Source organism: Acinetobacter sp. YH12040 (assembly GCF_013420005.1).
Lineage (GTDB): Bacteria > Pseudomonadota > Gammaproteobacteria > Pseudomonadales > Moraxellaceae > Acinetobacter > Acinetobacter amyesii.
In genome coordinates this window covers 1-22,984 of sequence record NZ_VOZB01000019.1, presented here as the reverse complement: position 1 = coordinate 22,984, position 22,984 = coordinate 1, and the positions used below count along the sequence as shown (strand labels likewise).

Below are 22,984 nucleotides of genomic sequence, written 5' to 3'. Positions count from 1 at the left end.
CAATGACTCGTGATTTTAAACAATTTCCAGATGATGATAATGGCAATGTGCTGTGGCAGATGCAGCAAGATGGAGACGATCTATCTGTGCCGCACGAAATCGAATATTCAATTGCCTTTTCCAACGAAGCGCAGGCTGAACAGTGTGCATTGTATTTATTGAAAGAAGAGCAAAAAATTTCGTTGTTCCAAGATGAAGAATCAGATCGCATGGAATGGATTATCACGGTCTATGTCTACATGGAACCTGATTATGAAGATATCGTTGATTTAGAGCAATGGTTTATTAAAATTGCGGAACAACATTCGGGCGAATATGACGGCTGGGGTTGTATGGCTTATATCTACGAAGATGATGATCTGGATGAAGATGAAGCACAATTGAGCTAAGTCTCACTATTGCATCTTTAGCAACAAGAACCCAGTGATTCAACTGGGTTTTTATTTTTTAAATTGTAGGAATATTGGGTTAAGTATTTATATTTAAACAATTTAAATTCAAGTTAATATGAATGCAGCTCACAAAACATAACACGGCATTGCGTTAAAGTGATGGGATCAATCTGTAGGATTCACTATAGTATTGAACAGCAATGACCTTTCTCGCACGTCTCAAAGCTGTCTCATTTAGAACGTTTCAGTGTGATAAAAATGGACGATAAAGCGAGGGTGAATGCATGTGGATGATTCAGTGAAAACAATGACAAAAGGACATCATCATGAGCAATACTGTTCGATTACATCGTGTTTTTAGTGCGCCTGTAGAGCGCGTTTATCGTGCCTTTGTGGAGCCAGATGCTTTGGTTAAATGGATGGCACCGCATGGATTTACGGCCCATGTGGAGCATTCGGATGTGCGTGTAGGTGGCTCGTACCGCATGTCGTTTCAAAATTTTTCAACGGGAACCACACACGCTTTCCATGGTGATTATCATGAAGTCGTGCCCAATCATTTACTGCACTATACAGACCAATTTGATATGCCAGAGTTGGCCGGTGAAATCGAGGTCACTGTTGAGTTTAAAGCGGTATCAGTAGGAACCGAAGTGACGATTGTACAGGCAGGGTTGCCGAGCGTTATTCCACCTGATGCCTGTTATTTGGGTTGGCAGGAGTCTTTACAGTTACTGGCTTTTTTAGTGAATCCAGCGATTCCGGATGAATAATCTGACGAATGATCGAAAAACTGCAAATAGGCGAAGGAGGGCTTAATGACTGTACACATTAAACGTATTTATGATGAGATAAGCCCAGATGACGGTAAACGCATATTGGTCGATCGCTTGTGGCCGCGTGGTATCAGTAAAGTGAGCGCAGAGCTAGATTTGTGGCCGAAGGCATTGACTCCATCGACAGATTTACGTCGTTGGTATCATCAAGATGAGGCAATGGCTTCTCGTTGGGACGAGTTTAAACAGTGCTATTTGCAAGAAATACAACCCCATCAAGCCGAGTTAGAACAACTGCGCGCATGGGAAAAAGAGGAGCCCCTGACCTTACTCACAGCGGCCAAACATACGGATAAAAATCATGCGCATATCTTAAAAGCGTTGATATTAAACACCTCATTAGAGATCTAAAATTTAAACCGATTAGCACTGTGGCGTTGTGTTATTTACATCGTCATAACTTCACTAAACCATACGATATTTATGGTTTTTAAGTTCATGAAATCCATAAAAATGTTATATTAAGTTTTTATGGATTTTTGCATCCATCTTTTTTTGAGGTCTTTTATGTCTTTACCCAATTGTCCCCAATGTAATTCTGAATATACCTATAATGATGGTGACTTACTGATTTGTCCTGAATGCTCACACGAATGGCGTGAAGGCGAAAGCGCTGCAGATGAACAGGTGCTGATTAAAGATGCCAATGGCAATGTATTGACCGATGGTGATACGGTTACTGTGGTGAAAGACCTTAAAATTAAAGGCTCATCCTCAGTGGTGAAAGTGGGCACCAAAGTTAAAAATATCCGTCTTTTAGTCGATGCAACAGATGGTCATGACATTGATTGTAAAATTGATGGTATCGGGGCAATAAAGCTCAAATCTGAATACGTGAAAAAAGTTTAAGTTTCGTTTTTGTTCGCTCCAAAGCAACTTTCAATCATCCTAAGCGAAGGCCACACTTGGCTTAGGATGTCTACTTAAAGATGAAATAGATAACTAATCCGCTATAGATTTTATTTTTCAGCCTGCATAATAGACGCATTACGGGTTTGAAAAGTCTTTACTATGCCGCATATTCATTTGGAATATTCCAATAATCTTGAGCTTGAGGCTCGTCCTTTACTTAAAGCGCTAAACACTGCCTTATTTGAATCGGGTCATGTTAGTGCCATCAATGATATTAAAAGCCGCGCTGTCGCTCAGCAAGATTTTGTTGTGGGTTTGGATGAACATGCTCAACATGCGTATATGCATGCCAAAGTTTCATTATTGATGGGTAGAACGGTCGAAGTGCAAAAGCAAATTTCATTGTTACTATTGGACGTGTTGAAACAACATGTCACAGCTCCAGCAATAGAAGTGCAACTTTGTGTGGAAATATTAGAAATGAATAAAGCGACGTATTCAAAGCAGATCCTCAGTCCTTAAGGCCTTTATTCAATGCGTTGAGTAATGCGCCTCTATTCACAAATACATCATGATGAAAGAATGATGAAATCCGACTTCGGTCGGATTATTTTTTATTGGAATTATTTATTGAAAATCATTTTCTTAGTGATTAAATTTTAAGCCTTGACACTGATCAAAAAAGACATTGAAAAATGTGACTGGGTTCATTTATATTCTGTAGATCAGGTTCAATTTCCAATAATAAATCCTGATCGAATAATACTTAAAAAATGAAAATGACGGGGTAACATATGTCGGGATGGTACGAGATCACTCAGTCTAATGATCAGCAGTTTCGTTTTCTATTAAAAGCATGGAACGGTGAAATCATTTTAACGAGTGAATTATATAAAGTGTAAGCATCATCACAAAATGGGATTGAGTCTGTACAAAACAACAGTGCAGATGATAGTCGCTTTGAACGACTGAATGTTAATAATGGTAAACCATATTTCAATCTGAAAACGGCAAACCATCATATTATTGGGATCAGCCAATTTTATGCCAGTGAGCAATCGCGCGATAAACGCATTTAGTCAGTTAAAAGCCATGGTGCGAATACCCAAATTAGAGAATTAACAGCTTAAATTTGAAACAACCTGATTAAGACAGCCAAAGCGAGATGAACAAACCTGAAGGCTCGTCAAAATCACAAGATCAAAAGCTATATGGTTCTCAGATAAGCGCTGTTAGGTTGGATGCTATTCAATCTAGATCAGGCTTATTTAACGGTACAAGGAAGTACCACAACTTCACTGGCTAGAGTGGTGAACGATGAATAAGCAGAATCATATTTTGTATTATGGGCTCATTGCGATCTTGATCATCGTCTTTGGTTGGATGATTGCGTCTCCGTATTGGGTGCTGTTCCAAATACGTCAAGCCTATGAGCACAATCAACCTGAAAAAATTGCTCAATATATCGATTTTGCCGCAGTCAAATCGAGTCTAGAACCACAAGTTAAAGACCTCATTCAACAGAAAACTGGGCTACAGCATTTACCCGAATTCGCTCAGTCGTGGGGTGGGCAGCTCAGCACAGTCCTCAGTGCAACGCTGGTCGACAGTCTGGTCAATCCAAACAGTATCATGCTGCTTTTACAAGGCAAAGCATTAAAAGAGTCGATCCAATTACCAGAAATAACCCAACTAACCAATCCGAGCATGATTAGCTCAGGGATTGAACTATTCACTCATGCTGAAAATAAGGTCGCAGAACAACCTCATACATCAACATCATCCAAAAAGGATGCAACTCCAACTACTGTCGCTTTAAAACAAAGCCAGTCCCTTGAACCCAAAGCAAGCTATAGTGCTTGGAATCGATTTGATCTGTATGTGCCGCTCCAAGGCCTTAGCGAAGCAACATATACCGTATTTAGTATGCAACGCCGAGGTTGGAGCTGGAAGATCGTTGAAATTCAACTTCCAAACGCCTCACAGAATAATGCTTGATAAAAAATAAAAGAAATAGGTGCCTGAGATGCAAGATAAAATCAAAATAGTCGGTGACCAACAGGCCGCTGACGAAATTCTGCAATTTTTAGCCAATTGGGATGAGGTTATCTGCCAATTGAAAATTGAGAATATTGCTGAATCCTGCGCAGCAGATGTGAACTTTTTTGATGCCAGTTGTGAAATGCGCGGCTTAATGGCATATCAAAAAATGTGGGAATTTTATAGAGAGTATTTTCGTGAAGGTTTAAAAGTGTTTAGGCGGGAACTGGTCATCCATGCAGAACCTGATATTGCCTTTCTGCACTGTTATTCCAAAATTGATGATAAGAGTGGGATACCGACGCCAGGGATCTCATGGTGTCGTAACACCATTGGGATGAAAAAAACACAGACTCTATGGAAGATCGTTCATCAACATATTTCTGTTCCAGTGGATATTGTGACTCATCAAAGTAAAGTAATTACCTTTTAATTCATCTCAAAACAAAGTATGAAAACAGAGCCATGTCGCTCTGTTTTTTTTCTTTGCAAATCATTACATGAAATGCGTATGCAGTTCTAAAACTTCAGCCTAAATTAAAAAATAATGACCATCGTTCAGGATAAGAAAATGGATCATAAAAATAATAAATTAGCGCAAGATTTTGAATCATCACTATCAGGTCAAAAGCAAGGCTTACAAGACCTGAACGCCTCGAAGCAAATGCCCCCTGCAGATTTACATAAAGTGATTCGAATCACGGCAGGTTTCATCATCGGCAGTTTGCTGATTGCGGCCTTATATCTTGGTAAAGATATTTTTATTCCATTGGCACTCGCAATCTTATTGGCTTTTTTAGTTGACCCTTTGGTGATGAAACTCCGAGGTTGGGGACTACCACAGATGCCATCGATATTTATTGTGGTTGGTTTGGCTTTGGTGATTTTGTCCGGCGCGGCTTCATATTTGGGGTATCAACTGGGGCAATTAAGCCAAGAGTTACCGCAATATCACGGTACGATTCAAAAGAAAATGGATTCTATTCGTCAATTTGCACGCGGCCCGAGTGTTTGGGATGGCGCAAAAACCACCATAGATACTGTTGAAAACTCGATAGATGATGTGGTGCCTGAAGAGAAAAATCCTAAAGTTCAGCAAGTGGAAGTGGTTGGACAACAACAAACCACGGCTGAAGCGGTCATGGCTTGGAGTGAGCGGGTGCTCAATCCCTTGGCAACCGCAGGTATTGTATTTTTATTTGTGATTCTGATTTTGGTCAATCGGAAAGATTTGCATGACCGTTTCCTTAAGCTACTGGGCGGCAATTTAAATATCGGAACAGACGCACTAGATGAAGCGGCCAATCGTATCGGTAAATATTTACGTATGCAGCTGATGGTCAATGTGACCTACGGTATTCCGATGGCCTTGGGACTTTGGTTTATTGGGGTGCCGGCAGCAATTATGTGGGGAATGGTGGCGATAGTGATGCGCTTTGTTCCCTATGTCGGCCCAATGATTTCTGCGATTTTCCCCATTGCATTGGCTTTTGCGGTAGATCCCACATGGAATATGGTGCTATGGACAGTGGGTTTAATTTTGCTCTTGGAGTTGGTCAGTAATAATATTATTGAGCCTTGGTTATATGGGGAAAGTACCGGACTTTCAACCTTAGCCATTATTATTGCCGCCATGTTTTGGACGGCTGTGTGGGGGCCGATTGGTTTAATTTTATCGACGCCTTTAACCGCATGTTTATTGGTGCTTTCGAGCTATGTACCATCCTTAGGTTTTATTAAAACCCTGATCGGTAGTACGCCTGCATTGGCACCGCATGAGCGCTTCTATCAAAGATTAGTCGCTGATGATGTGCAAGATGCCGTGGATGTCGCACAAAATTTTATTGCTGAAAAGTTACCGAAGGAGGCGAAGGATGAAATCAAGGCACGTCGGGTTAATGCGTTTTATGCCAAAGTCGCGATTCCAGCCATACGGATTTTTTCGAGAGGCCACAACACCGAGGCCAGTGCTGAACATCGACTACGTTTACATCAGGGATTAAAACTGTTTAATCATAGTTTTCAACGGGCATATCCAGTGGCACAGCAGGATCAGAAAACTGAGGTTTTGTGTATCGGCGCACGTTGGGAAATAGATGTTCAAGTATCGGCTATGTTGGCGCATGGCCTAAGCTTAAGCGGTATTCCGGCACAGGCATTTAGCGACGTACTGATACAAAATCAGCATCAAAGTATAGATGATATCCAAGCAGATATTCAGATCGTCTGTATTTCGATTTTCCATACGGCACCCGAAGCTCAAATTCGCCTACTAAGCCATGTTTTTAAGGCACAGTTTCCGGATAAAAAACTGATTTTTGCACTGTGGAGCTGTGATGAGATATCCCAATTAGATGCGATCAAAGAAAATTTCACCGTCGATGCAGTGGTCAATAATATGAATGACTTGTTATTAACCATTGAAGCTTTTCAATTGAAGCATGGTGAATCTTGGTTGGATGAGCCTGATCCTAGCGTTGAAGCGCAGCGCTTAAAAGCATTAGAAGAACTGAATGTTTTGGATGAGCGGAATTTACCGATTTATGAACAATATATTGAAGAAGCCCGACAAGCCTTCGATGTGAAATATGCACAAATTTCTTGGGTCAAGCAAGACTGGGTCTATACCCCAAGTAGCCCTTTGGCTAAGGCTACCGAGCAACCGATGCAGGTGCGCCAGTCGAAACAAGACTCAATCTGCAGCCATTTGGTATATCAAAATGAACGCTTGATTATTGAAGACTTACAACGTGACCCACGCTTTGCGCATTTACCTGAATTGATGCATAACCGCATTCGCTTTTATGCAGGCGTTGCACTTAGAGACCGTAATGGGGTGGCATTGGGAAGTTTCTGTGTTTTAGATCGGCAGCCGAATCAAATGACCGATGATGATATGAGTCTTTTAAAAGGCCTAGCGGCAGATTTGATGAATACGCTCAGTGATGAAAATGTGAAGCGAAAAAAATGTGAAGAGATACAGCAACTGAATGATTCATCTCTATAAATTTAAATCATGTAGCAGATCCATTTAAACTGGAGTTTCAGTGAAAAGCATTTTAAGATGGTTCTAATATAATTATTTTGAGCCAAAGACATGAACAAAAATAATGTCATCTGGCAACTTCTATTGGGCTACGTTGCTGCATTGGGTTGTAGTGTGAGTTTTGCTCAAATTCAAGGAAATTATTTTTCACATAAGGATTGGGAAATCGCTTGTGATAATACGGGGACATGTCGCGTTGCAGGTTATCAAGCGGAAGGCAATCAACCCGCTGTTTCTGTGTTATTACAACGTGCTGCGGGCGCACAAGCGCAAGTCAGCGCACGAGTGAAACTCGATCCTGAAACCTTAAGTGCGGCAAATAAACCACTTCAACTTTATATTTCAGGTAAAAATCAGGGAACTGTGCAGCTTGATGCCAAAACTGCGGAAGGTCAGTTAAGTGCAGCTCAAACTCAAAAACTGATTCAAGCCTTACAAGCCAACCAACCAATTGTGTGGAAAGGCAGCAAAACATGGATATTGTCCGTGCAGGGCGCAAGCGCCGTATTACTCCGTATGGATGATTTTCAAAAGCGCATAGGGACAAATTCGGCATTATTGCGTAAAGCCAATAGCAGTTCCGCTAATGTACTTAAACCGAAAAGTATTCCGAAAGTGTATATTCAAAATTATAGTAAGGGCTTACAAACGCGGTATGCCGTCAATGCGCCCACAGCCAAACAATTATTTGGATTGATAAAGAAAAAAACGACAGTAGAAGATTGTCCTCAACTCTTTGATGCAAATTTCTTAGAGGATGATCGAGTCGTGGTGTTTCCAATCAATGGAAAAAATGCCTTGGTCGAAGTGCCATGTTGGCGTGGGGCATATAACAGTGGCAATGGCTATTGGTTAATGGATCGAAATTTAAAGCAAATCAAACAATCCGTGACCTTTTCTGGAAGTGGGTTTAGTGAAGGACAAATTTTCTCCAACCAACGTGGACGAGGCATTGGCGATTGTCAAAGTAAAGGGGAATGGTCGTGGAACGGTCAGCGCTTTATCCAAACCTATATGGCAAAAACCACACAGTGCAAAGGATTTACTGGCGGTGCATGGGAAATTCCAACCTTAGTATATTGGGTTCAACTCGACTCTTAATTACAAAAAGCCCTGATATACAGGGCTTTTAAATCATATAAAGTAGTTTTTATCGGCTTAACATGAATAACCAACAATACTAAAAACGTTTTGGAATTTTTTGTCCGCCCACAACCGGTGATTCAGCGATTTTCAACACACCAAATAGCCATGTTTCGGCATGATGAACAGCTGCTTTGAGCTCATCACCTAAGGCTAAACGCCCAGCTATAAAACTCGCCAATGAGCAGCCTGAGCCGTGATATTCCCCATCTAGTCGTGGACAACGGGTTTCAGAAACTAATTCACCCTGAATGTACAACGAGTTTTGGATATAGTCTGGCGTATTTTCATGGCCACCTTTTACTAATACCGCTTGAGCGCCCATCGCAAAAAGTTTTGCTGTAGCTTTAGATATGTCGTCTTCACCTGTGAGTGCGCGTAATTCTACGGTATTAGGTGTAAGCACAGTGGCAAGCGGAATCAATTCCGCAAAGGCTTTGACCAAAGTTGCTTGATCGCCCAAAGAACCACCACTATTGGCAACTAAAACGGGGTCGAGAACATAATGATATTCGGGATGTTCACGTAAAAACTCAGCGAGAGCCGCGATATTTTCAGTCGTTCCTAACATTCCTGATTTTACACAGCGAATAGGGAGGTCACCGACGACAGCATGTGCTTGGGCCAGCAATAACTCACGAGAGGTCGCTTCAAACGAATACACTTGTTGTGAGTTTTGAACGGTTAACGCTGTACACGCAATGGCAGCATGTGCACCACTTTGACCAATGGCTTCAATGTCCGCTTGCAGTCCTGCACCACCTGAAGGGTCAAGACCTGAAAAGCACAGTACAGTAGGGCGCACAATGATGTCCTTATTAAACAAAATTTGCGATAGTATAGGCAACTTTGAGCGAACACTCGATAGTATTTTTGCAGAAGTGAATGGATAAGGTAAAAGCTGTGATTAAGAATATATTGATCGATCTCGATGGAACATTAACAGATCCAAAAGTTGGCATTACCACTTCAGCACGCTATGGATTGGCGAAAATTGGACATCCCATATCGGATGAGACCAATATCGATTGGATCATTGGACCACCTTTGAAAGCCTCTTTGGCCAAAATCCTCAATGTCGATGTGCATAATGTACTTGCAGATCAGGCTTTACTAGGTTATCGCGAGCGCTTTGCCGTGACCGGTTTATTTGAAAATAAAGTCTATCCTGCCGTTGCCGAAACTCTAGCAACTTTACAACAGCAAGGTTTTCGCTTGTATGTTGCTACAGCAAAGCCGACGGTCTATGCTCGCCAAATTTTAGAACATTTTGATTTAGCTCAATATTTTACTATGATCTATGGCAGTGAACTAAATGGCGAGCGCACCAACAAAGGCGATTTAATTGAATACATCTTGCAGCAAGAACAGTTAGATGCAAAAGAATGTGTGATGGTGGGAGACCGTGAGTACGATATTTTAGGCGCACGCCGTAATGCAGTGGCAAGTATTGCTGTGAGCTATGGTTATGGTAGTGCAGAAGAAATTCAAACGGCTGCACCGGCTCTGGTGATTGATCGTTTTAACGATTTGATTTCGAGTATTGAGCAATTGCAGCAGCAGAAAGTATCGTAGTTTGATTTACCCTTGCGAATGAAGCTGATTATTTAAAGATAATCAGCAAAATGAGCAAGATCACCCCACAGAAAAACCATTTGAGCAAAGGAGACTCATCATTTTGGATGGTTTCTGCTTCGAGTGCGATGCCATGTTTATCGTAGACAAATACAAAATGTGCATTTGCGCTTAGAGCCATTTCTTGAATGGCTTGTAGCTCGAATACGCTGACTTCTTCACTTAAGCGTTCTTTTAACTGAATAAAAATAACCGGCTGTCCAAACTCATACCACTTGAAGTGGATCTGTTGTATGAGTTGGTTGAAGCACTGTTCTGCAACATGATAGTTTCGGACAAAACTTCCGCGTTCTATAAAAGCTAAAGGGCAGTTTTGTTCGGCTACAATTTGATGATCACGCGTTAAAACTTGCATTTGATCATAATGAATCTGTACCCAAACTGCGTCAGGAAAAGACGCTAATTTTTCTTTTAACATCACTTTTCGGTTTCATTATTATTTTAGTGGATAGCAGTATGTCATTAAAATTTGGTGAAAAATATAGCTGAGATATAAAAAACACATTGATCTATCGAGTTTTTGTCTTAAAACGTCTTTCGCAGTTTTGTCACTTTGAATTTTTACTTCCATAATTGAAATATCTAACGCTTAAGTAGGTTTTTAAAGCCATTATCCCTTTTCTAGAAAACTGTTTCTCATCTGATTTATGTAATCGACCTTGTAACTATTTCAGGCTTTTGAAAAAATTCAGACAGAAAACAATAAAGCTGAATGCTATGTCCAAATCATTTTTATTCCCTACTCAGTGGCTCAAACCTTTGCACCCACGTGATCCACATGAGCATCATCGTGTCGCGACCTCTTTAGAATTGCTTTTTGACTTGATCTTTGTGGTCGCGATCGCAACAGCAGGGCAGCAGCTGCATCATGCTCTTGTTGAAAATCATTTGGCTCAGGGTTTAACGCTGTATGGCATGGTGTTTTTTGCTTTGTGGTGGGCGTGGATGAACTTTAGTTGGTTTGCCTCGGCATATGATAATGATGATGCGCTCTATCGAATCTTAACTTTTGTACAGATTATTGGTTCTTTGGTCATTGCTGCAGGTATTCCAAGCGCATTTCAAAAGCAGGATTTTGACGTAATTGTGATTGGTTATGCCATTATGCGTCTAGGCTTAGTTACGCAGTGGTTTCGCGTTGCAAAGCATGATCTGTCCCGTCGGAAAACTGCATTACGTTATGCTTTTGGCATCATACTGGTACAAGTCGGGTGGCTGCTCTTTCATTTTTCGCCGCTGCATTTCACCGTTTATCTTTTCATTTTGCTCGCAATTGCTGAACTGTCTGTGCCAGTTTTTGCAGAGGCTGCAAGCCGTACACCTTGGCATGCGCATCATATTGCTGAGCGATATTCACTGCTCACCATTATCGTTTTAGGCGAATCTATTGTCGGATGCTCGATTGCCATAACCGATGCATTAACAAATCAGCGTTTTAGTACTGAACTGATCTTTTTGATGGTAGGCGGCCTGATGATGATGTTCACCATGTGGTGGTCTTATTTTGATACCAGTATTGCAGAGCGTTTAAATAGCCGAAAAATGGCATTTACTTGGGGGTATGGACATTTCTTTGTCTTTATTAGTATCGCGGCGATTGGTGCTAGTTTGGCTGCCGCAGTCGATGTGGTTTCGCATGAGGCACTGATTAGTTCTGAAAAAGAAAGCTACTTTGTGGCGATCAGCCTTGTGATTTATACGACAAGTTTATATTTACTCCATGAATTGCATCATCAAAGTGGTTTTAGAAAACTTTTATATCCTTTAACCGTGGTGATTGTTTTGTGTATTCCGTTGTTTATCACACCTGTAGGTTATGCAATATTTGCGATGGCAGTGGTATATGCATTGAGGTTGATGTTTACAAAATGCTATTTAAAATGAAGGTTTATTGTCATGGTTCCGTCTGCGATGAAGGGACTATGACCTTGGTTTGATGATGGTATTCGTCCGTAATCTTCATAACGACAGTTATTTTTAGCTTGTCTATTGTGTAGTTTGAATGTGAGGAAGGTGTGATTTGAACAAATAAGAAAAATAAATATATCTCTTAATGGTGTACTCCCAAATGAAAAAGGAGAGGAATAAGCTAACAGGTACGTAAAGAAAATAGCTGTTTTCTAATCTCGATAGAAAAGCCAATGGAATAGTGAATAAAATTACTAAATAGAGTAAAGGCAGGTGATATTTTCGTTGCCATATTCTCCCGTAGATCAATTCATGGTCAAGACTGAATTGGTCTCTATTGGAAATTACTGTAGGGATGGACTGCATAAAATTAGGTTGTTTGAGCAGCGTTTTAATTTTCTTTTGTACAAGATATCCATCAATTAAACAGTAGCTTATGAAGATAATCGAAATTGTATGATTAAAAATGATAAGGGGGTAAAAGCATATGCTGAATATGACCAAGCTATTAAATGTTAGTGCTTTAAAATAGCAGTGATGACATGTTCTTGTTGCAGCAATGAGTGTTACTGGAAGCGTAATGATGATTGCGATAATGAGTAGGTAAAAGCGTTGTATGAACAGGTAATACATGCCGAAAAGAAGCCCCATAATAATGACGCATATCCACGACCTATAAATCAGTGAATTTTCTTTTGTTGTTGTATTTATTATTATTTCCATGCTTTATTCTCAAAAAATAAACCCTCCGAAGAGGGTTTAAATATTTACGTCATGCGACACATAAGTTGTCATTGGATCGAATAGAAAATCATATGCTTAGGCATCATCACTGAAACTTAATGACAACTTTTGCGACACATAAGCTGTCATTATTAGGATTTCGCGACACATAAGTTGTCATTACGTAAAAACCATTTTTTGATTCAGACCTACTTACACAATAATGAAATGTTTTTTATACCTTGCATCAAAATACAAATGCATGAGGTATTATTAGAAAATTGGATAAAAATTATCATTCTTGGGGGGAGAAATGAGTCAAAAATTAATTCAGTGTGGTTTTGATATTCATAGTGAAATGTCATTAGATGAGATCATACAAGCATTGAAATTTTACCCATTTACATATGACGTGGAGCCATTAGATTCTCAATATTTCTTTTTTAAAGTTGAAGATGCATATCAAAAAAATTTAATTCTTAATTTCCTAAACGATTTTAGATTGCGTCAAGAGCTAAATAAACAAATTAGTCCACAACAGAAGTCTTTTGTTGATGCAATTATTTTAGCAAGCATAAGTAAATAAAATGATTTTTAAAAATGTGGAATTGATGCCATTTAACTTTAAACGAATGGCTGATGATAACTATCTTATAACCAGTGTTACAGGCGATTTTGAGTTTATTTCTCAGGATAATTTAAAAAAAATCATTGCTAAAGATGAATCATTAGATTTGGATCTCTATCTCAAATTGAAATCCAAATTCTTTCTGATGAGTCAAAATGCTATTGGTTCAAAGCGAGCTTTAGCCTCAAGATTACACGCAAAGAAATCAACAATTTTAGAAGGAACTTCACTCCATATTATTGTTGTGACGATTCAATGCATGCATTCATGTTCTTACTGCCAAGTCAGTCGCCAACAAGCAGGAGATGAGTTCACTATTTCCAGAAAAGATTTATTCTTGGCCTGCGATACTATCTTTGAAAGTACATCAGATACTTTAACAGTGGAGTTCCAAGGGGGAGATCCTTTAATCAAATATGATTTAGTAAAACTTGCGATTGAATACATTACTGAAAAAAATAAAGAGCACAATAGATCTATTCGTTTTGTAGTAACTACAACATTGCATCAATTAACCTCTGAAATGTGTTTATTTTTCAAAGAACATCAAGTGGTATTGTCTACAAGTATTGATGGTCTTGCAGACTTACACAATAAAAATAGACCGATTGCTAATCGAGATGCTTATGAAAGAACTATTGAAGGCTTAGAGCTAGCACGTCAAGAATTAGGCCAAGACTCAGTTTCTGCATTAATGACGACTACACGTAAAAGCTTGAATTATCCTAGTGAGATTGTAGATGCATATGTTCAATTAGGATTTAAGGATATTTTTATTCGTGGTTTGAGTGATTATGGATTTGCTAAGAAGAACTCAAAGCGACTTGCCCCAACTCACGCTGAGTTCTTAGATTTTTATGAGAAAGCATTGGAACGTGTCATTCATTGGAATGATAGAGGATATGAACTAATAGAAGTTCATTCAGCAATTTTATTAAACAAAATCCTTTCTCCATTTGATCAAGGTTATATTGATCTCCAAAGTCCATCCGGCGCTGGACTAGGGTGTATTGTTTATAACTATGATGGATACGTATACCCTAGTGATGAATCTCGTATGCTAAAAGAAACAGGGGATACGTCTTTACGCTTAGGTAAAATTGGTGAACCTTTATCTCAATTGTTAAACTCTGATCTACAAAGAAATATCATTACTTCGAGTTTAAATTTTGCTGATCCGAGTTGTAGTCAATGTGCTTATCTACCGTATTGTGGGCCGGATCCTATCAGTGCCTATAACGAATTTAAAACGATGACTCCACCAACACATTTAACCAGTCATTGTAAGCGTTATATGGGTTTGTTCGATTGGATATTTAACAAATACCAAAATTCTGACAAGTTTAGAAAGTTAGCAAACCAGTGGGCCTTTAGTAAGTAGATAAGATGAGAAAAATAAAGTTAGACTCAGTCACAAAACATACCCCCCAAATCTTTAGGGTACTTAATCTTGATAACTTGGATGTAGAGTGGTTACCTAATCAATCTATTCTAGTGCCAGTGACCAATGTCCAGGAAGTAGAAATCTTTGATCGATATATTCAGGCCGGGCTAGATAAACTTTACCCAATTTATAGCTCAGACTTACTCGACAGGGTTGGTGTAAACAATCTTTTTATTCCAGAACAACAAGCACTAAAATCAAATGATGTAGTTACTATTGACCCATATAAAAAAAGCTTAAGTGTACTTTTAAGAGCAAGTGATACGCACCATACTTTATTCTTAACCAACAGATGCAATAACTACTGCATCATGTGCTCTCAACCACCAACCAAGCATGATGATTCATGGTTAGTACAACAAGCATTAGAAATTATTGATCATCTCAGCTATGAACCTATGAATATTGGTTTAACGGGTGGCGAGCCATTACTACTAGATGAACAGTTAAGACTAATCATCGATACCATTCATAATAAATTTCCTTCAACCAAGATTGATGTATTAACGAATGGTCGTTTGTTTAGTACCCCGAAGATAGCGGAATCAGTGTTATCTAATCTTGAAACCAAAGTGAATTGGCTTGTCCCACTATATGGTCATGCAGATCTTTTACATGATTTTGTCGTGCAGCAGCATTCAGCTTTTGAAGAAACATTAGAAGGTCTCTATGTTCTTCAATATTATGAACAACCTATACAGTTAAGGATTGTTTTGGTTAAGCCTGTATTAGAAAATTTAATTGATCTATGCACCTACATACGTACTAATCTCCCGTTTGTAAATGAGGTTGCTCTGATTGGATGTGAACCTATCGGTTTTGCACTTGCTAATCAGGAACTTAGTCAAGTTGATATTAAAGATTGGTGGGATCAACTAAATGCGGCGGTAGATTTGTTGTTAAGCACTAAAACTCGATTGGTTTTGATGAATATTCCGCTATGTTGTTTGCCTCAAAGCTTATGGCAATATGCAGCAAAAAGTATCTCTGATTGGAAAAATACATATGATGATGTATGTAATAGTTGCGAAATTAAAACTGATTGTTGTGGACTATTTAACTGGTATAAATCTGGATGGATGCCATCTACATTATCTCCAATAAAACTTGTTGAAATTATGAACTCTAAAAATGCATAATATATTTATTAATAAATAATTTATTGTTTTTGGGGCGATAATAACTTGAGTAAATTCATAAAGTCTCTGGCTCTTTTTGCTGTATCAGCTCCTATCATTCATAACAAAACAGAAGCAATGGCAAATGTGACTGTTGATTCTTATGATAACTTAGAGCCAGTATCAATTCGTCCTCTCAACTATGAGTACGAAAATCTGTTTGCTGCCCATCGAAGTCATTCCAGTCATCGTAGCCATTCAAGTCATTCGAGTCATTATTCTGGTTCAGGTTATTCAAGCTCAAAACTCCCCACCTATTCGGTACCGACTTATAAGGCACCAAGTACAAGTAGTTCATATGCTGGGACTACTTCAACAGCGCAAAAAAGCTCAAATATAACGGTAAAAACGTATAGCAATGTTCCTACGCGAACAGATACCACACCTAACCCTTTTTATGGTAATTCTACTTCAGTTAATACTGGAGCAATTGAAGATCCAGTATTGGCTCGTGTGCTGCAGGTGAAACGTGTACAAATGTCTCTACTACGACTCGGTTATTATTCTGGAAAAATTGATGGTGATTTAGGTAAAAACACAAGAAAAGCTATTGCAAATTATCAAGTTGATAAGGCATTGACAGTTAATGGTCGAATGACTACAGAATTATTAAATAGTCTAGGAATACCTGCAATTAATTTTGTTGAAGATTTAAATTAAGGGTCTGAATTTAAGTCCAGATAATATAAATAATGTCAGAATTCATTAAGTTTTTATTCTTAAAATTAGAGTGGTTAATGGGGTTTAGTGGCCTGTTAACCAAATTTATTATAGGTTTTGGTGTTTTTTTAATACTCATGTATTTTATGTACATAGGGTATTTTCCTACAGACTTATCTTTAGGCGATGGGCTTTTATTCTTTTTAATAACTATAAAATTCCTATTTGTTTATTTTGTTTTCATAAGCTCACACTATGCTCTAGGCAGTCTTCTGTTAGGAATTTTTCGATTTTTTAAAAAAATATTTAGATCTATTTTATTGTTAAGAAAAAATTTTCTACAAAAAATAATGGATTTATTTTTAAAAAAAATTGAATTAAAGGACTCTTTAAATAAATCAGGTAGATTTTTATTTGAAATTCTTCTTTCAGTAATTGGTGTTTTATTTCTTATAGCATTTTATAAGAATCAGATTCTAAATTTATTAATAATGATTCTATTGAGTTTAATTGTTAAGTTCTCTATAGATAAGTTTTTAAAGGAATATCGAGATAATATTGGGAGTGCGAGTCCTGATGAAATAGAAGCTAAAAACCGTAGGCTCCTGATTATGTTGCTTTATATAGCTATAATACCTAGTATTGTCTACCTGATATATGCGGATAAAAATAAAAATTTCTTCATAAGCCAAACCTTGGAATCAGTAAGGGAAGATGAAAAGAATAGCTTAATTTTTATTAAAAAGGGATTTAAAGACTTTTTTCCTGAATCAAAACATGGTGAGGAAAAGGGTGAATATATTGAGATAAAAGGAAGTGAAATCCTTTTAAAAGGGGTTGGAAAGAATGCCCTAATGCAATATATGACTAAAATCAAAGATCGAAATGGAAATGAAGTTAAAATAAAAGTTAAAGTTGAGGTTCCTAATGAAGCGCTTCTTATTGTAAGAAGATCCCAACATACGGATTAGATGGGATCTAAAGAATACCTTAAATTACTGTATTACAAACTTTAAAACTTCAATTTTCTTGAAAAGCCTTATTTTATTTTTAGGGCCTCCGAAATAATAAGGTTTTATAAGTCCTTGATTTTGTAAGTTGGTGATGTGAGAATGACGCATACCTAAGAGAGTACTTGCTTCGGAACCAGTAACGTATTCCTCTTTAAGCTTGAATACTTCAGCCAGTTCATTTTTTCTGATTAGCTTCCAATAAACTAAATCTTCAATACGCAAAAATCCTGTTTCGCACCAATATTTTTTCATCCAATTGATAGGACAACTTAACTGCTTCGCTGCCTCTGAATAAGGAATATAATCCTCGCTATCAAGTTTTTTCTTAAGATTTAATAGCGAACTAGTTTGGATTTGAACTGAGAGAGGATTGTTCTTATCTTTGCTAAGAATACCTTTTTTGACTAGTACCGTAACTTTATTTGGGCTAATTCCTAAAAGTGCAGCTGCTTCTTTTAAAGAGTGATAATTTGTACTGGTAGTTGTCGATTCCGACTGGTCTTTTGGTCTACCTGTACGTGTTGGATAGTGTTGCATTGCCTCCAAATCATCTCTACTTATATCTTGAACATCTGTCTTTAAAAAAATGTTAATGGGTGTTGAGTCAATATGAGGTCCATGTACAGGTGTAATGCCTATTGACGCTAATTTCTCCACGAGATTTGTTGGGGGGACTTTCAACCGTTTTGCTAAAAGAGCAATCAGCATATATTTTCTATCGAATTCATGAAGCTTGTTCTTTGAGTATTGCTTAGGACCATCTACATCTAGTTCATTTTTTTCTAAATTGAACCATCCAATATTTGCTAGTTTACGAGCAGTTTCATAATTGATTTCTAAAATTTCAGAAATTTCTTTTAGACAAATGTGGTCATTAACGATAGTCATGTTAATCAGTGTGTCAGCTATAGACTCATCATTGTCTATTAAACCCAAAAGAAAGCGTTCTATATCTATACTCGATATATTTCCACGATAAATCTCTTTTTTCCCTAGCTTTAGATAGTCGCTTTCAATTAACTTCTCAAGCTCAAAACGTGAAACTCTTAAGATACGTTTTATCTGATGATTTCTAAGTTTTATAGAAATACTTTTTTCACTAATTTTGTATTCATTGGCATTTTGTTCAACAACTTTAATGTGTTTCTTAAAAAAATTTTCATATTTTAAAAACGGTATTAACTGTACCCTAGGATGTGAGTAATTGATTCTAGAATTAATAAGAGCGCTGAGCTTGAGTGCTGAAAGTTCAGGATGATGAAAATATTCATAGACAGAAAGGAAAACTTTCAAATCGGTGTTAGATTCATCGAACTTAAAGAAGTTATTAAAAGCATTCCAGCAAGCTGAAAACTCTTTGAATAATTTGTTGGAGTTGAAATTTAGAACGTCGATAAACCAATAAATAATATCAATAGATTTTGCTTCTCTAATTGGTGCTTTATCTAATTCAAAACCACAGCAAGAGCAGTTTTGAATCCCTGTTTTTGATGTAATTGGATTCTCACACTTTGGACAAGAATTAATTAAAAAACATGAATGAATAGGACATGCGTAAATTGGTTTGAGCATCCATATTTTTTTTAGATAAGCACTTTCTCCAAGACAAATCGGACAGTAGCGTATGTTGTCTAATTCAAATAATTCATGAGGAACTTCAATAGCACCTATTGTCCTTGGAGATTTATTTGTAGGGCCAGATCTTTCAAAAGCTAGACAAGAATATTCACTATCTATATCTAAAGCACTCAAAACTAAACTAAAGCGAACATCATCTGCTAGATGGTAATTAAGAGATTTCTTAATGATGGATTGATAGTTTTCCTTGCCAACTAAATTAAAGATTGAGCTATGTGCATTAAGTTTTGCTGTTCTGAGTAGGAAGCTGATTGGCGATTCATCTTCATAAGGGATTGCTTGTATTAAAAGAGAATTTTGCATATTTATGTTTATTTCATGAGTGCGATGATTTGAGAAATATTCATTTCGAAAGGATTCTTACTTTGTTTACTAATGTATAAAGTGATACCTAATTTCCAGGCATAACTGAAATCATTAGAATTAATGATTTGCCTACCATCGTTTAAAGCATGTGTAATACTTTCTCTAATCAGACTCATAATGTATGAGTGATAACCTTTCGTTGCCAATTGAATTTGCATGCTCACAAGTTGACTATCTAGTGCTGGTGAGAAGGTGATATTCTGTTTATTAAGAGTCCTTGATATTTCAGCGAGAAAGGCAAACATACTCCCACCTTGTATGGGATCTACAGTTAATGGGTTTAACTGATAAATGAATGGAAATCTACGTGCAATTTGACTATCAATTTGAAGTAGTGGTACGAACTCAGGTAAACCAACCAAGCAAAAACTGATCCCAGTTCTATTCACTAAAGTTTTAATCCAATTCCCTGTAGTCCGATTCATTCTCGTCGATGTAGGTCTACGCTCAAATAAATGATGGAACTCATCTAAAAATATGAGCTTAGTTTCGCATTGAGCAAGTAAATGAATAAGTCTACTTGTTAGGTATTCAGTTGTTCCATATCCATTTTCACAAGTAATATCTCCCAGTTCTTTGAGCATCATTATGGCCAATGACTTTACAGTAGCTGGTGAAGGGACTTCGACATAACATACTGGAATAATAGATCTTTTATAGTCCTTTTCTACTTTTTCTGAACGTGGCATTAAGCTTAAGATTGTTTTGCACAAGGTTGTTTTTCCTAATCCACCTTCTGCGAGCAGCATACTTCCAACTGGTTCACTATAAGAAATACTTCTTTTGACACAATCTTGGATACCTGTAAAAGCTGTCATAAATTCATTTGAAGTAATGACAATATTGTTAATAGATCTAATTTTATCGAATCGATTATCAAATTTTTCCATGTTTAAATACCTCCAAAGAACCAAACTGCTCAATTGGTGTTGGTGTATTTATAGTAGGAGCTGGTTGTTCAGAAATATGTTTCTCTTCCGAAAAAAGCTGTTCTTCAACTCTTTTTAGTTGTTTGGGGAGTTCTAAGCTAAGAGGCTTTAATCTTGGCTTCTTTCTCACGAGATTATGTTGTATCTCATGCATAAGTTTATACAGGTGATATAAATCCGACATTGGTCCAATCCTTTGTTTGTCAGATCGAGTTTGGGCTTTCTTTAGTTTTTGAACTTCGAAGTGGGTTACTCGGGACAAACCAAATGTATAGTCTTGATTGCTTGAGTCCGCTTGAATGACGACATCTTTATTGTTGGGATCAATGATAAAAACTTCATTCAAATTTAAGTCATCAATAAGCACGATTACTGTCTTTACGCCTTGTGCCTGTAGCGTTGTAAGTGCATGTGAAAAATAACTAATATTATCTACACGTACTTGACCATGATTGATATTTCGTTCGATGGGTCTGCGACAGAGGATTTTGGCATCTATTTCTGTTAGAAAACTAGGCTGAATATCTTCAATAGCATCCTGCCACATGATGATGGGTGAGCGTCCAGTTGTATGATGGATAGATTGGTGATAGACCTCATTAATCCATCTGTTTATATATTCTCTTAGTTGCTCCAAAGTTAATTGTGCGCTTTTACTCGAATCGTATTCACCTCTTTCAGTTGGATTTGAGAAAGTTGTACCAGGCAGTTTTTGAAGAATTCCATGTGTCAGCGTGCTAAAAAAACGTTCAATATGAGGTTTGTTGTTGGGTGTACCAACTTGAGATGGAGTTAAAGTGATTTTTAGTTGTTCACAAACTCTTTCTAGAGCATTATTTTTAAATTCCACACCATTATCTGGAATGATAATGCTTGGAATTCCTCCAGGTAATTTATGATTCGGGCGAGTAATCATATCTTTAATGACTTCTAATGTTGTTGCAGCACTCGGTGGATACATATTGATATAAGTTCCAACAATTGTTCTTGAATAAACATCAATTGCACATGCGAGAAAAGGCCGCCCTAAAGCTGTTTTTGTTTTTGGGTCGATAACAATAATGTCGAGGTAATGTGTATCAATTTCAACCATGTACATTGCGAAAGGACTAATAATACTTTTACCAGCTGCTTGAAATTTTTTCTTTGCTATACGAGAGCCTTTCTTTACTTTTAGTTTAATAAATGGATCTAATTTTTTGATATATCGTTGAATACACCTGCGTGTTGGTAAATTGTCTAATGAGATGCCTTGCTCCATGAACTGACCTAGCATATGTGCCTGAACATCTTTACTGCTTCTGTATTCAGGTTTTAGATATACTTCATCTATAGCTTGATTCAGAATTTGATAAACTTCTGGAGTGAAACGTAAATTAAAATTGCCTTTAGACTTATGTTTTAAGCTGAGCTTATTATCTAAAGAAAATTTATATTGAGTTATCCATCTTGCAACCGTACGGCTGGAAGGGGGATTAGGGTCTTGAATTTCTTTTGAAATTTTGGGAATTAAGTTTGAAAGTAAATGGTCACTTGTTGGAAATTCTAAAAGTTGTAATGCACTTAATACGTAGCGTTCTCTACGATGAATTTCAATACTATGTTTGGGATTAATGATCAGTTTATCTGGTGCAAATACACATAAAATTTCGCCTGACATATAGCGGTTTTCAAAATCATCAGGAGTTATTGAAAATGATTTCCCACCAGCAGTGGCTGCATATCGTATAGCATTATATGTTACAGAGCCGATTTCAAAAATATAATCAGGGTGTTCTTTAAAATAAAAGCGAAAACCTGGTTGCGGAATGAAAAGCGCATTTTTCATATTAATAAGCCTCGCCATATTTTTGTTTATCGGAGCTAATTGCAATTTTTTGATGAAAAAATAAATAATCAGCTAGTTCTTGTTTGAGGCCTATTGATTCAAGTGTTTTATAGACTTGATTTGAGTTTTCAAACTCATTGAGGTTTAACAGTTCTAAAGCATAATTGATTTCGAAAGTACTCCAGCTGAATCGATGTCCTCGCTGATACCAATAAAGAAGTTGAGATATTTCTGTTTCACTTGGTAAGTCTGTGTGATCTATTAGCTTAAAAGTAATATCCATTGAGTGGAGTAGGTCAGAAAGTATTGCAAAGCGGTTTAAGTCATCAGTTGACAATGAAGCTCTGGATGGTTTGACTTCATGAACCTCATAAGCACCTTCTTTGGTTTGAACCAAGAAATCTGGAAAACAATACTGTTCATTGGCTAGCAAGATTTTTAATGCTTGTGAGCGATAATTTAAGATGTTTTGATCTTGTTCTAACGAGATTGCATGAGCGAGTTCGAGTCGGCTTTCTAAGGGGATTGCTCCACAACATTTTTCACTCGGGAAAAGTGAAGTTCGACGACCAAAAGCACCTTGGTAAATTTTGCGTTGGAGCCTGTAAATAATTTTGTGTAATTGCTTTTCATAAATTTAAAGGTGATTGCTTAAGCGGTCACCGAATTCAATAATAAAGCGGCTCATGGCTAAACGCCAGTCGCGAATAGGCATATTCCACTTT

At 37.5% G+C, this 22,984-nt stretch carries 22 protein-coding genes and 1 pseudogene; 17 read left to right on the top strand and 6 right to left on the bottom strand.

Translation table 11 applies throughout. The features are described 5' to 3' along the window. Window positions 1–2: 2 nt before the first annotated feature. The 10 genes and pseudogenes from FTT99_RS15630 (at window position 3) to FTT99_RS15585 (ending at window position 8,267) form a co-directional block, all read left to right on the top strand. Complete coding sequence (locus FTT99_RS15630; RefSeq protein ID WP_078192319.1) at window positions 3–389, top strand: ribonuclease E inhibitor RraB; 387 nt, start codon at window positions 3–5, stop codon at window positions 387–389. A 329-nt stretch (window positions 390–718) separates the two neighbouring features. Continuing rightward, the gene (locus tag FTT99_RS15625; protein ID WP_111884821.1) at window positions 719–1,165 is read left to right on the top strand and encodes an SRPBCC family protein; all 447 of its coding nucleotides are present in this window, start codon (window positions 719–721) and stop codon (window positions 1,163–1,165) included. Window positions 1,166–1,210: 45 nt separating this feature from the next. Further along, entirely contained in the window at window positions 1,211–1,579 is a 369-nt protein-coding gene (locus FTT99_RS15620) for a DUF488 domain-containing protein (protein ID WP_180130306.1), read from the top strand. A 156-nt stretch (window positions 1,580–1,735) separates the two neighbouring features. Next, window positions 1,736–2,077, top strand: a complete 342-nt coding sequence (locus FTT99_RS15615) for a zinc ribbon domain-containing protein YjdM (protein ID WP_180130308.1) — start codon at window positions 1,736–1,738, stop codon at window positions 2,075–2,077. Between the two features lie 162 nt (window positions 2,078–2,239). Next, window positions 2,240–2,602 (top strand): 5-carboxymethyl-2-hydroxymuconate Delta-isomerase, encoded by a 363-nt coding sequence (locus FTT99_RS15610; RefSeq protein ID WP_180130310.1) that lies wholly within the window; start codon window positions 2,240–2,242, stop codon window positions 2,600–2,602. 272 nt (window positions 2,603–2,874) lie between these two features. Continuing rightward, window positions 2,875–3,159: pseudogene (locus FTT99_RS15605) on the top strand (YegP family protein). Window positions 3,160–3,397: 238 nt separating this feature from the next. After that, window positions 3,398–4,078, top strand: coding sequence for a DUF2939 domain-containing protein (locus FTT99_RS15600; protein ID WP_180130312.1), 681 nt, complete (start codon window positions 3,398–3,400; stop codon window positions 4,076–4,078). A gap of 28 nt (window positions 4,079–4,106) precedes the next feature. Then, on the top strand, window positions 4,107–4,553 hold the full coding sequence (locus FTT99_RS15595; RefSeq protein ID WP_218954539.1) for a nuclear transport factor 2 family protein: 447 nt from the start codon (window positions 4,107–4,109) through the stop codon (window positions 4,551–4,553). Between the two features lie 138 nt (window positions 4,554–4,691). Beyond that, the gene (locus tag FTT99_RS15590; protein ID WP_257229272.1) at window positions 4,692–7,127 is read left to right on the top strand and encodes an AI-2E family transporter; all 2,436 of its coding nucleotides are present in this window, start codon (window positions 4,692–4,694) and stop codon (window positions 7,125–7,127) included. Between the two features lie 90 nt (window positions 7,128–7,217). Continuing rightward, on the top strand, window positions 7,218–8,267 hold the full coding sequence (locus tag FTT99_RS15585; protein ID WP_180130314.1) for a DUF1176 domain-containing protein: 1,050 nt from the start codon (window positions 7,218–7,220) through the stop codon (window positions 8,265–8,267). Window positions 8,268–8,346: 79 nt separating this feature from the next. Here FTT99_RS15585 and FTT99_RS15580 read toward each other — a convergent pair whose 3' ends face one another. Beyond that, a complete protein-coding gene (locus tag FTT99_RS15580) occupies window positions 8,347–9,114 on the bottom strand; it encodes a hydroxymethylpyrimidine/phosphomethylpyrimidine kinase (RefSeq protein ID WP_078192312.1) in 768 nt (255 codons plus the stop codon). Window positions 9,115–9,212: 98 nt separating this feature from the next. Between FTT99_RS15580 and FTT99_RS15575 the strand changes: the two genes are divergently transcribed. Then, window positions 9,213–9,884, top strand: a complete 672-nt coding sequence (locus FTT99_RS15575; protein WP_180130331.1) for an HAD-IA family hydrolase — start codon at window positions 9,213–9,215, stop codon at window positions 9,882–9,884. A gap of 28 nt (window positions 9,885–9,912) precedes the next feature. On the opposite strand, the gene FTT99_RS15570 is transcribed toward FTT99_RS15575, so the two are convergent. After that, window positions 9,913–10,365 (bottom strand): hypothetical protein, encoded by a 453-nt coding sequence (locus FTT99_RS15570; protein WP_180130316.1) that lies wholly within the window; start codon window positions 10,363–10,365, stop codon window positions 9,913–9,915. A gap of 296 nt (window positions 10,366–10,661) precedes the next feature. Here FTT99_RS15570 and FTT99_RS15565 point away from each other — a divergent pair, with 296 nt between their 5' ends. The 6 genes from FTT99_RS15565 to FTT99_RS15540 all read left to right on the top strand — a co-directional run bounded on the left by FTT99_RS15565 (window position 10,662) and on the right by FTT99_RS15540 (window position 17,456). Beyond that, window positions 10,662–11,828 (top strand): low temperature requirement protein A, encoded by a 1,167-nt coding sequence (locus FTT99_RS15565; protein WP_180130318.1) that lies wholly within the window; start codon window positions 10,662–10,664, stop codon window positions 11,826–11,828. Between the two features lie 1,060 nt (window positions 11,829–12,888). After that, entirely contained in the window at window positions 12,889–13,161 is a 273-nt protein-coding gene (locus FTT99_RS15560) for a hypothetical protein (RefSeq protein WP_087012613.1), read from the top strand. A 1-nt stretch (window position 13,162) separates the two neighbouring features. Then, on the top strand, window positions 13,163–14,584 hold the full coding sequence (hxsB, locus tag FTT99_RS15555) for a His-Xaa-Ser system radical SAM maturase HxsB (RefSeq protein ID WP_180130320.1): 1,422 nt from the start codon (window positions 13,163–13,165) through the stop codon (window positions 14,582–14,584). A gap of 5 nt (window positions 14,585–14,589) precedes the next feature. Then, entirely contained in the window at window positions 14,590–15,786 is a 1,197-nt protein-coding gene (hxsC, locus tag FTT99_RS15550; protein WP_180161654.1) for a His-Xaa-Ser system radical SAM maturase HxsC, read from the top strand. A gap of 45 nt (window positions 15,787–15,831) precedes the next feature. Beyond that, a complete protein-coding gene (gene hxsA / locus FTT99_RS15545) occupies window positions 15,832–16,485 on the top strand; it encodes a His-Xaa-Ser repeat protein HxsA (protein ID WP_180161652.1) in 654 nt (217 codons plus the stop codon). Between the two features lie 32 nt (window positions 16,486–16,517). After that, the gene (locus FTT99_RS15540) at window positions 16,518–17,456 is read left to right on the top strand and encodes a hypothetical protein (protein WP_180161650.1); all 939 of its coding nucleotides are present in this window, start codon (window positions 16,518–16,520) and stop codon (window positions 17,454–17,456) included. Window positions 17,457–17,480: 24 nt separating this feature from the next. Here FTT99_RS15540 and FTT99_RS15535 read toward each other — a convergent pair whose 3' ends face one another. Genes FTT99_RS15535 through FTT99_RS15520 form a run of 4 tightly spaced genes read right to left on the bottom strand, consistent with a single transcriptional unit; the run spans window position 17,481 to window position 22,725 of the window. Next, a complete protein-coding gene (locus FTT99_RS15535; protein WP_180132149.1) occupies window positions 17,481–19,439 on the bottom strand; it encodes a TniQ family protein in 1,959 nt (652 codons plus the stop codon). 8 nt (window positions 19,440–19,447) lie between these two features. Then, complete coding sequence (locus tag FTT99_RS15530; RefSeq protein WP_180132150.1) at window positions 19,448–20,392, bottom strand: TniB family NTP-binding protein; 945 nt, start codon at window positions 20,390–20,392, stop codon at window positions 19,448–19,450. Beyond that, window positions 20,379–22,259 carry a Mu transposase C-terminal domain-containing protein gene (locus FTT99_RS15525; RefSeq protein ID WP_180132151.1) on the bottom strand — a complete coding sequence of 627 codons (1,881 nt, stop codon included), beginning with the start codon at window positions 22,257–22,259 and terminating at the stop codon, window positions 20,379–20,381. Before FTT99_RS15525 ends, FTT99_RS15530 begins: the two co-directional genes overlap by 14 nt. A 1-nt stretch (window position 22,260) precedes the next feature. Next, a complete protein-coding gene (locus tag FTT99_RS15520) occupies window positions 22,261–22,725 on the bottom strand; it encodes a hypothetical protein (protein WP_373684810.1) in 465 nt (154 codons plus the stop codon). Between the last annotated feature and the right edge of the window lie 259 nt (window positions 22,726–22,984).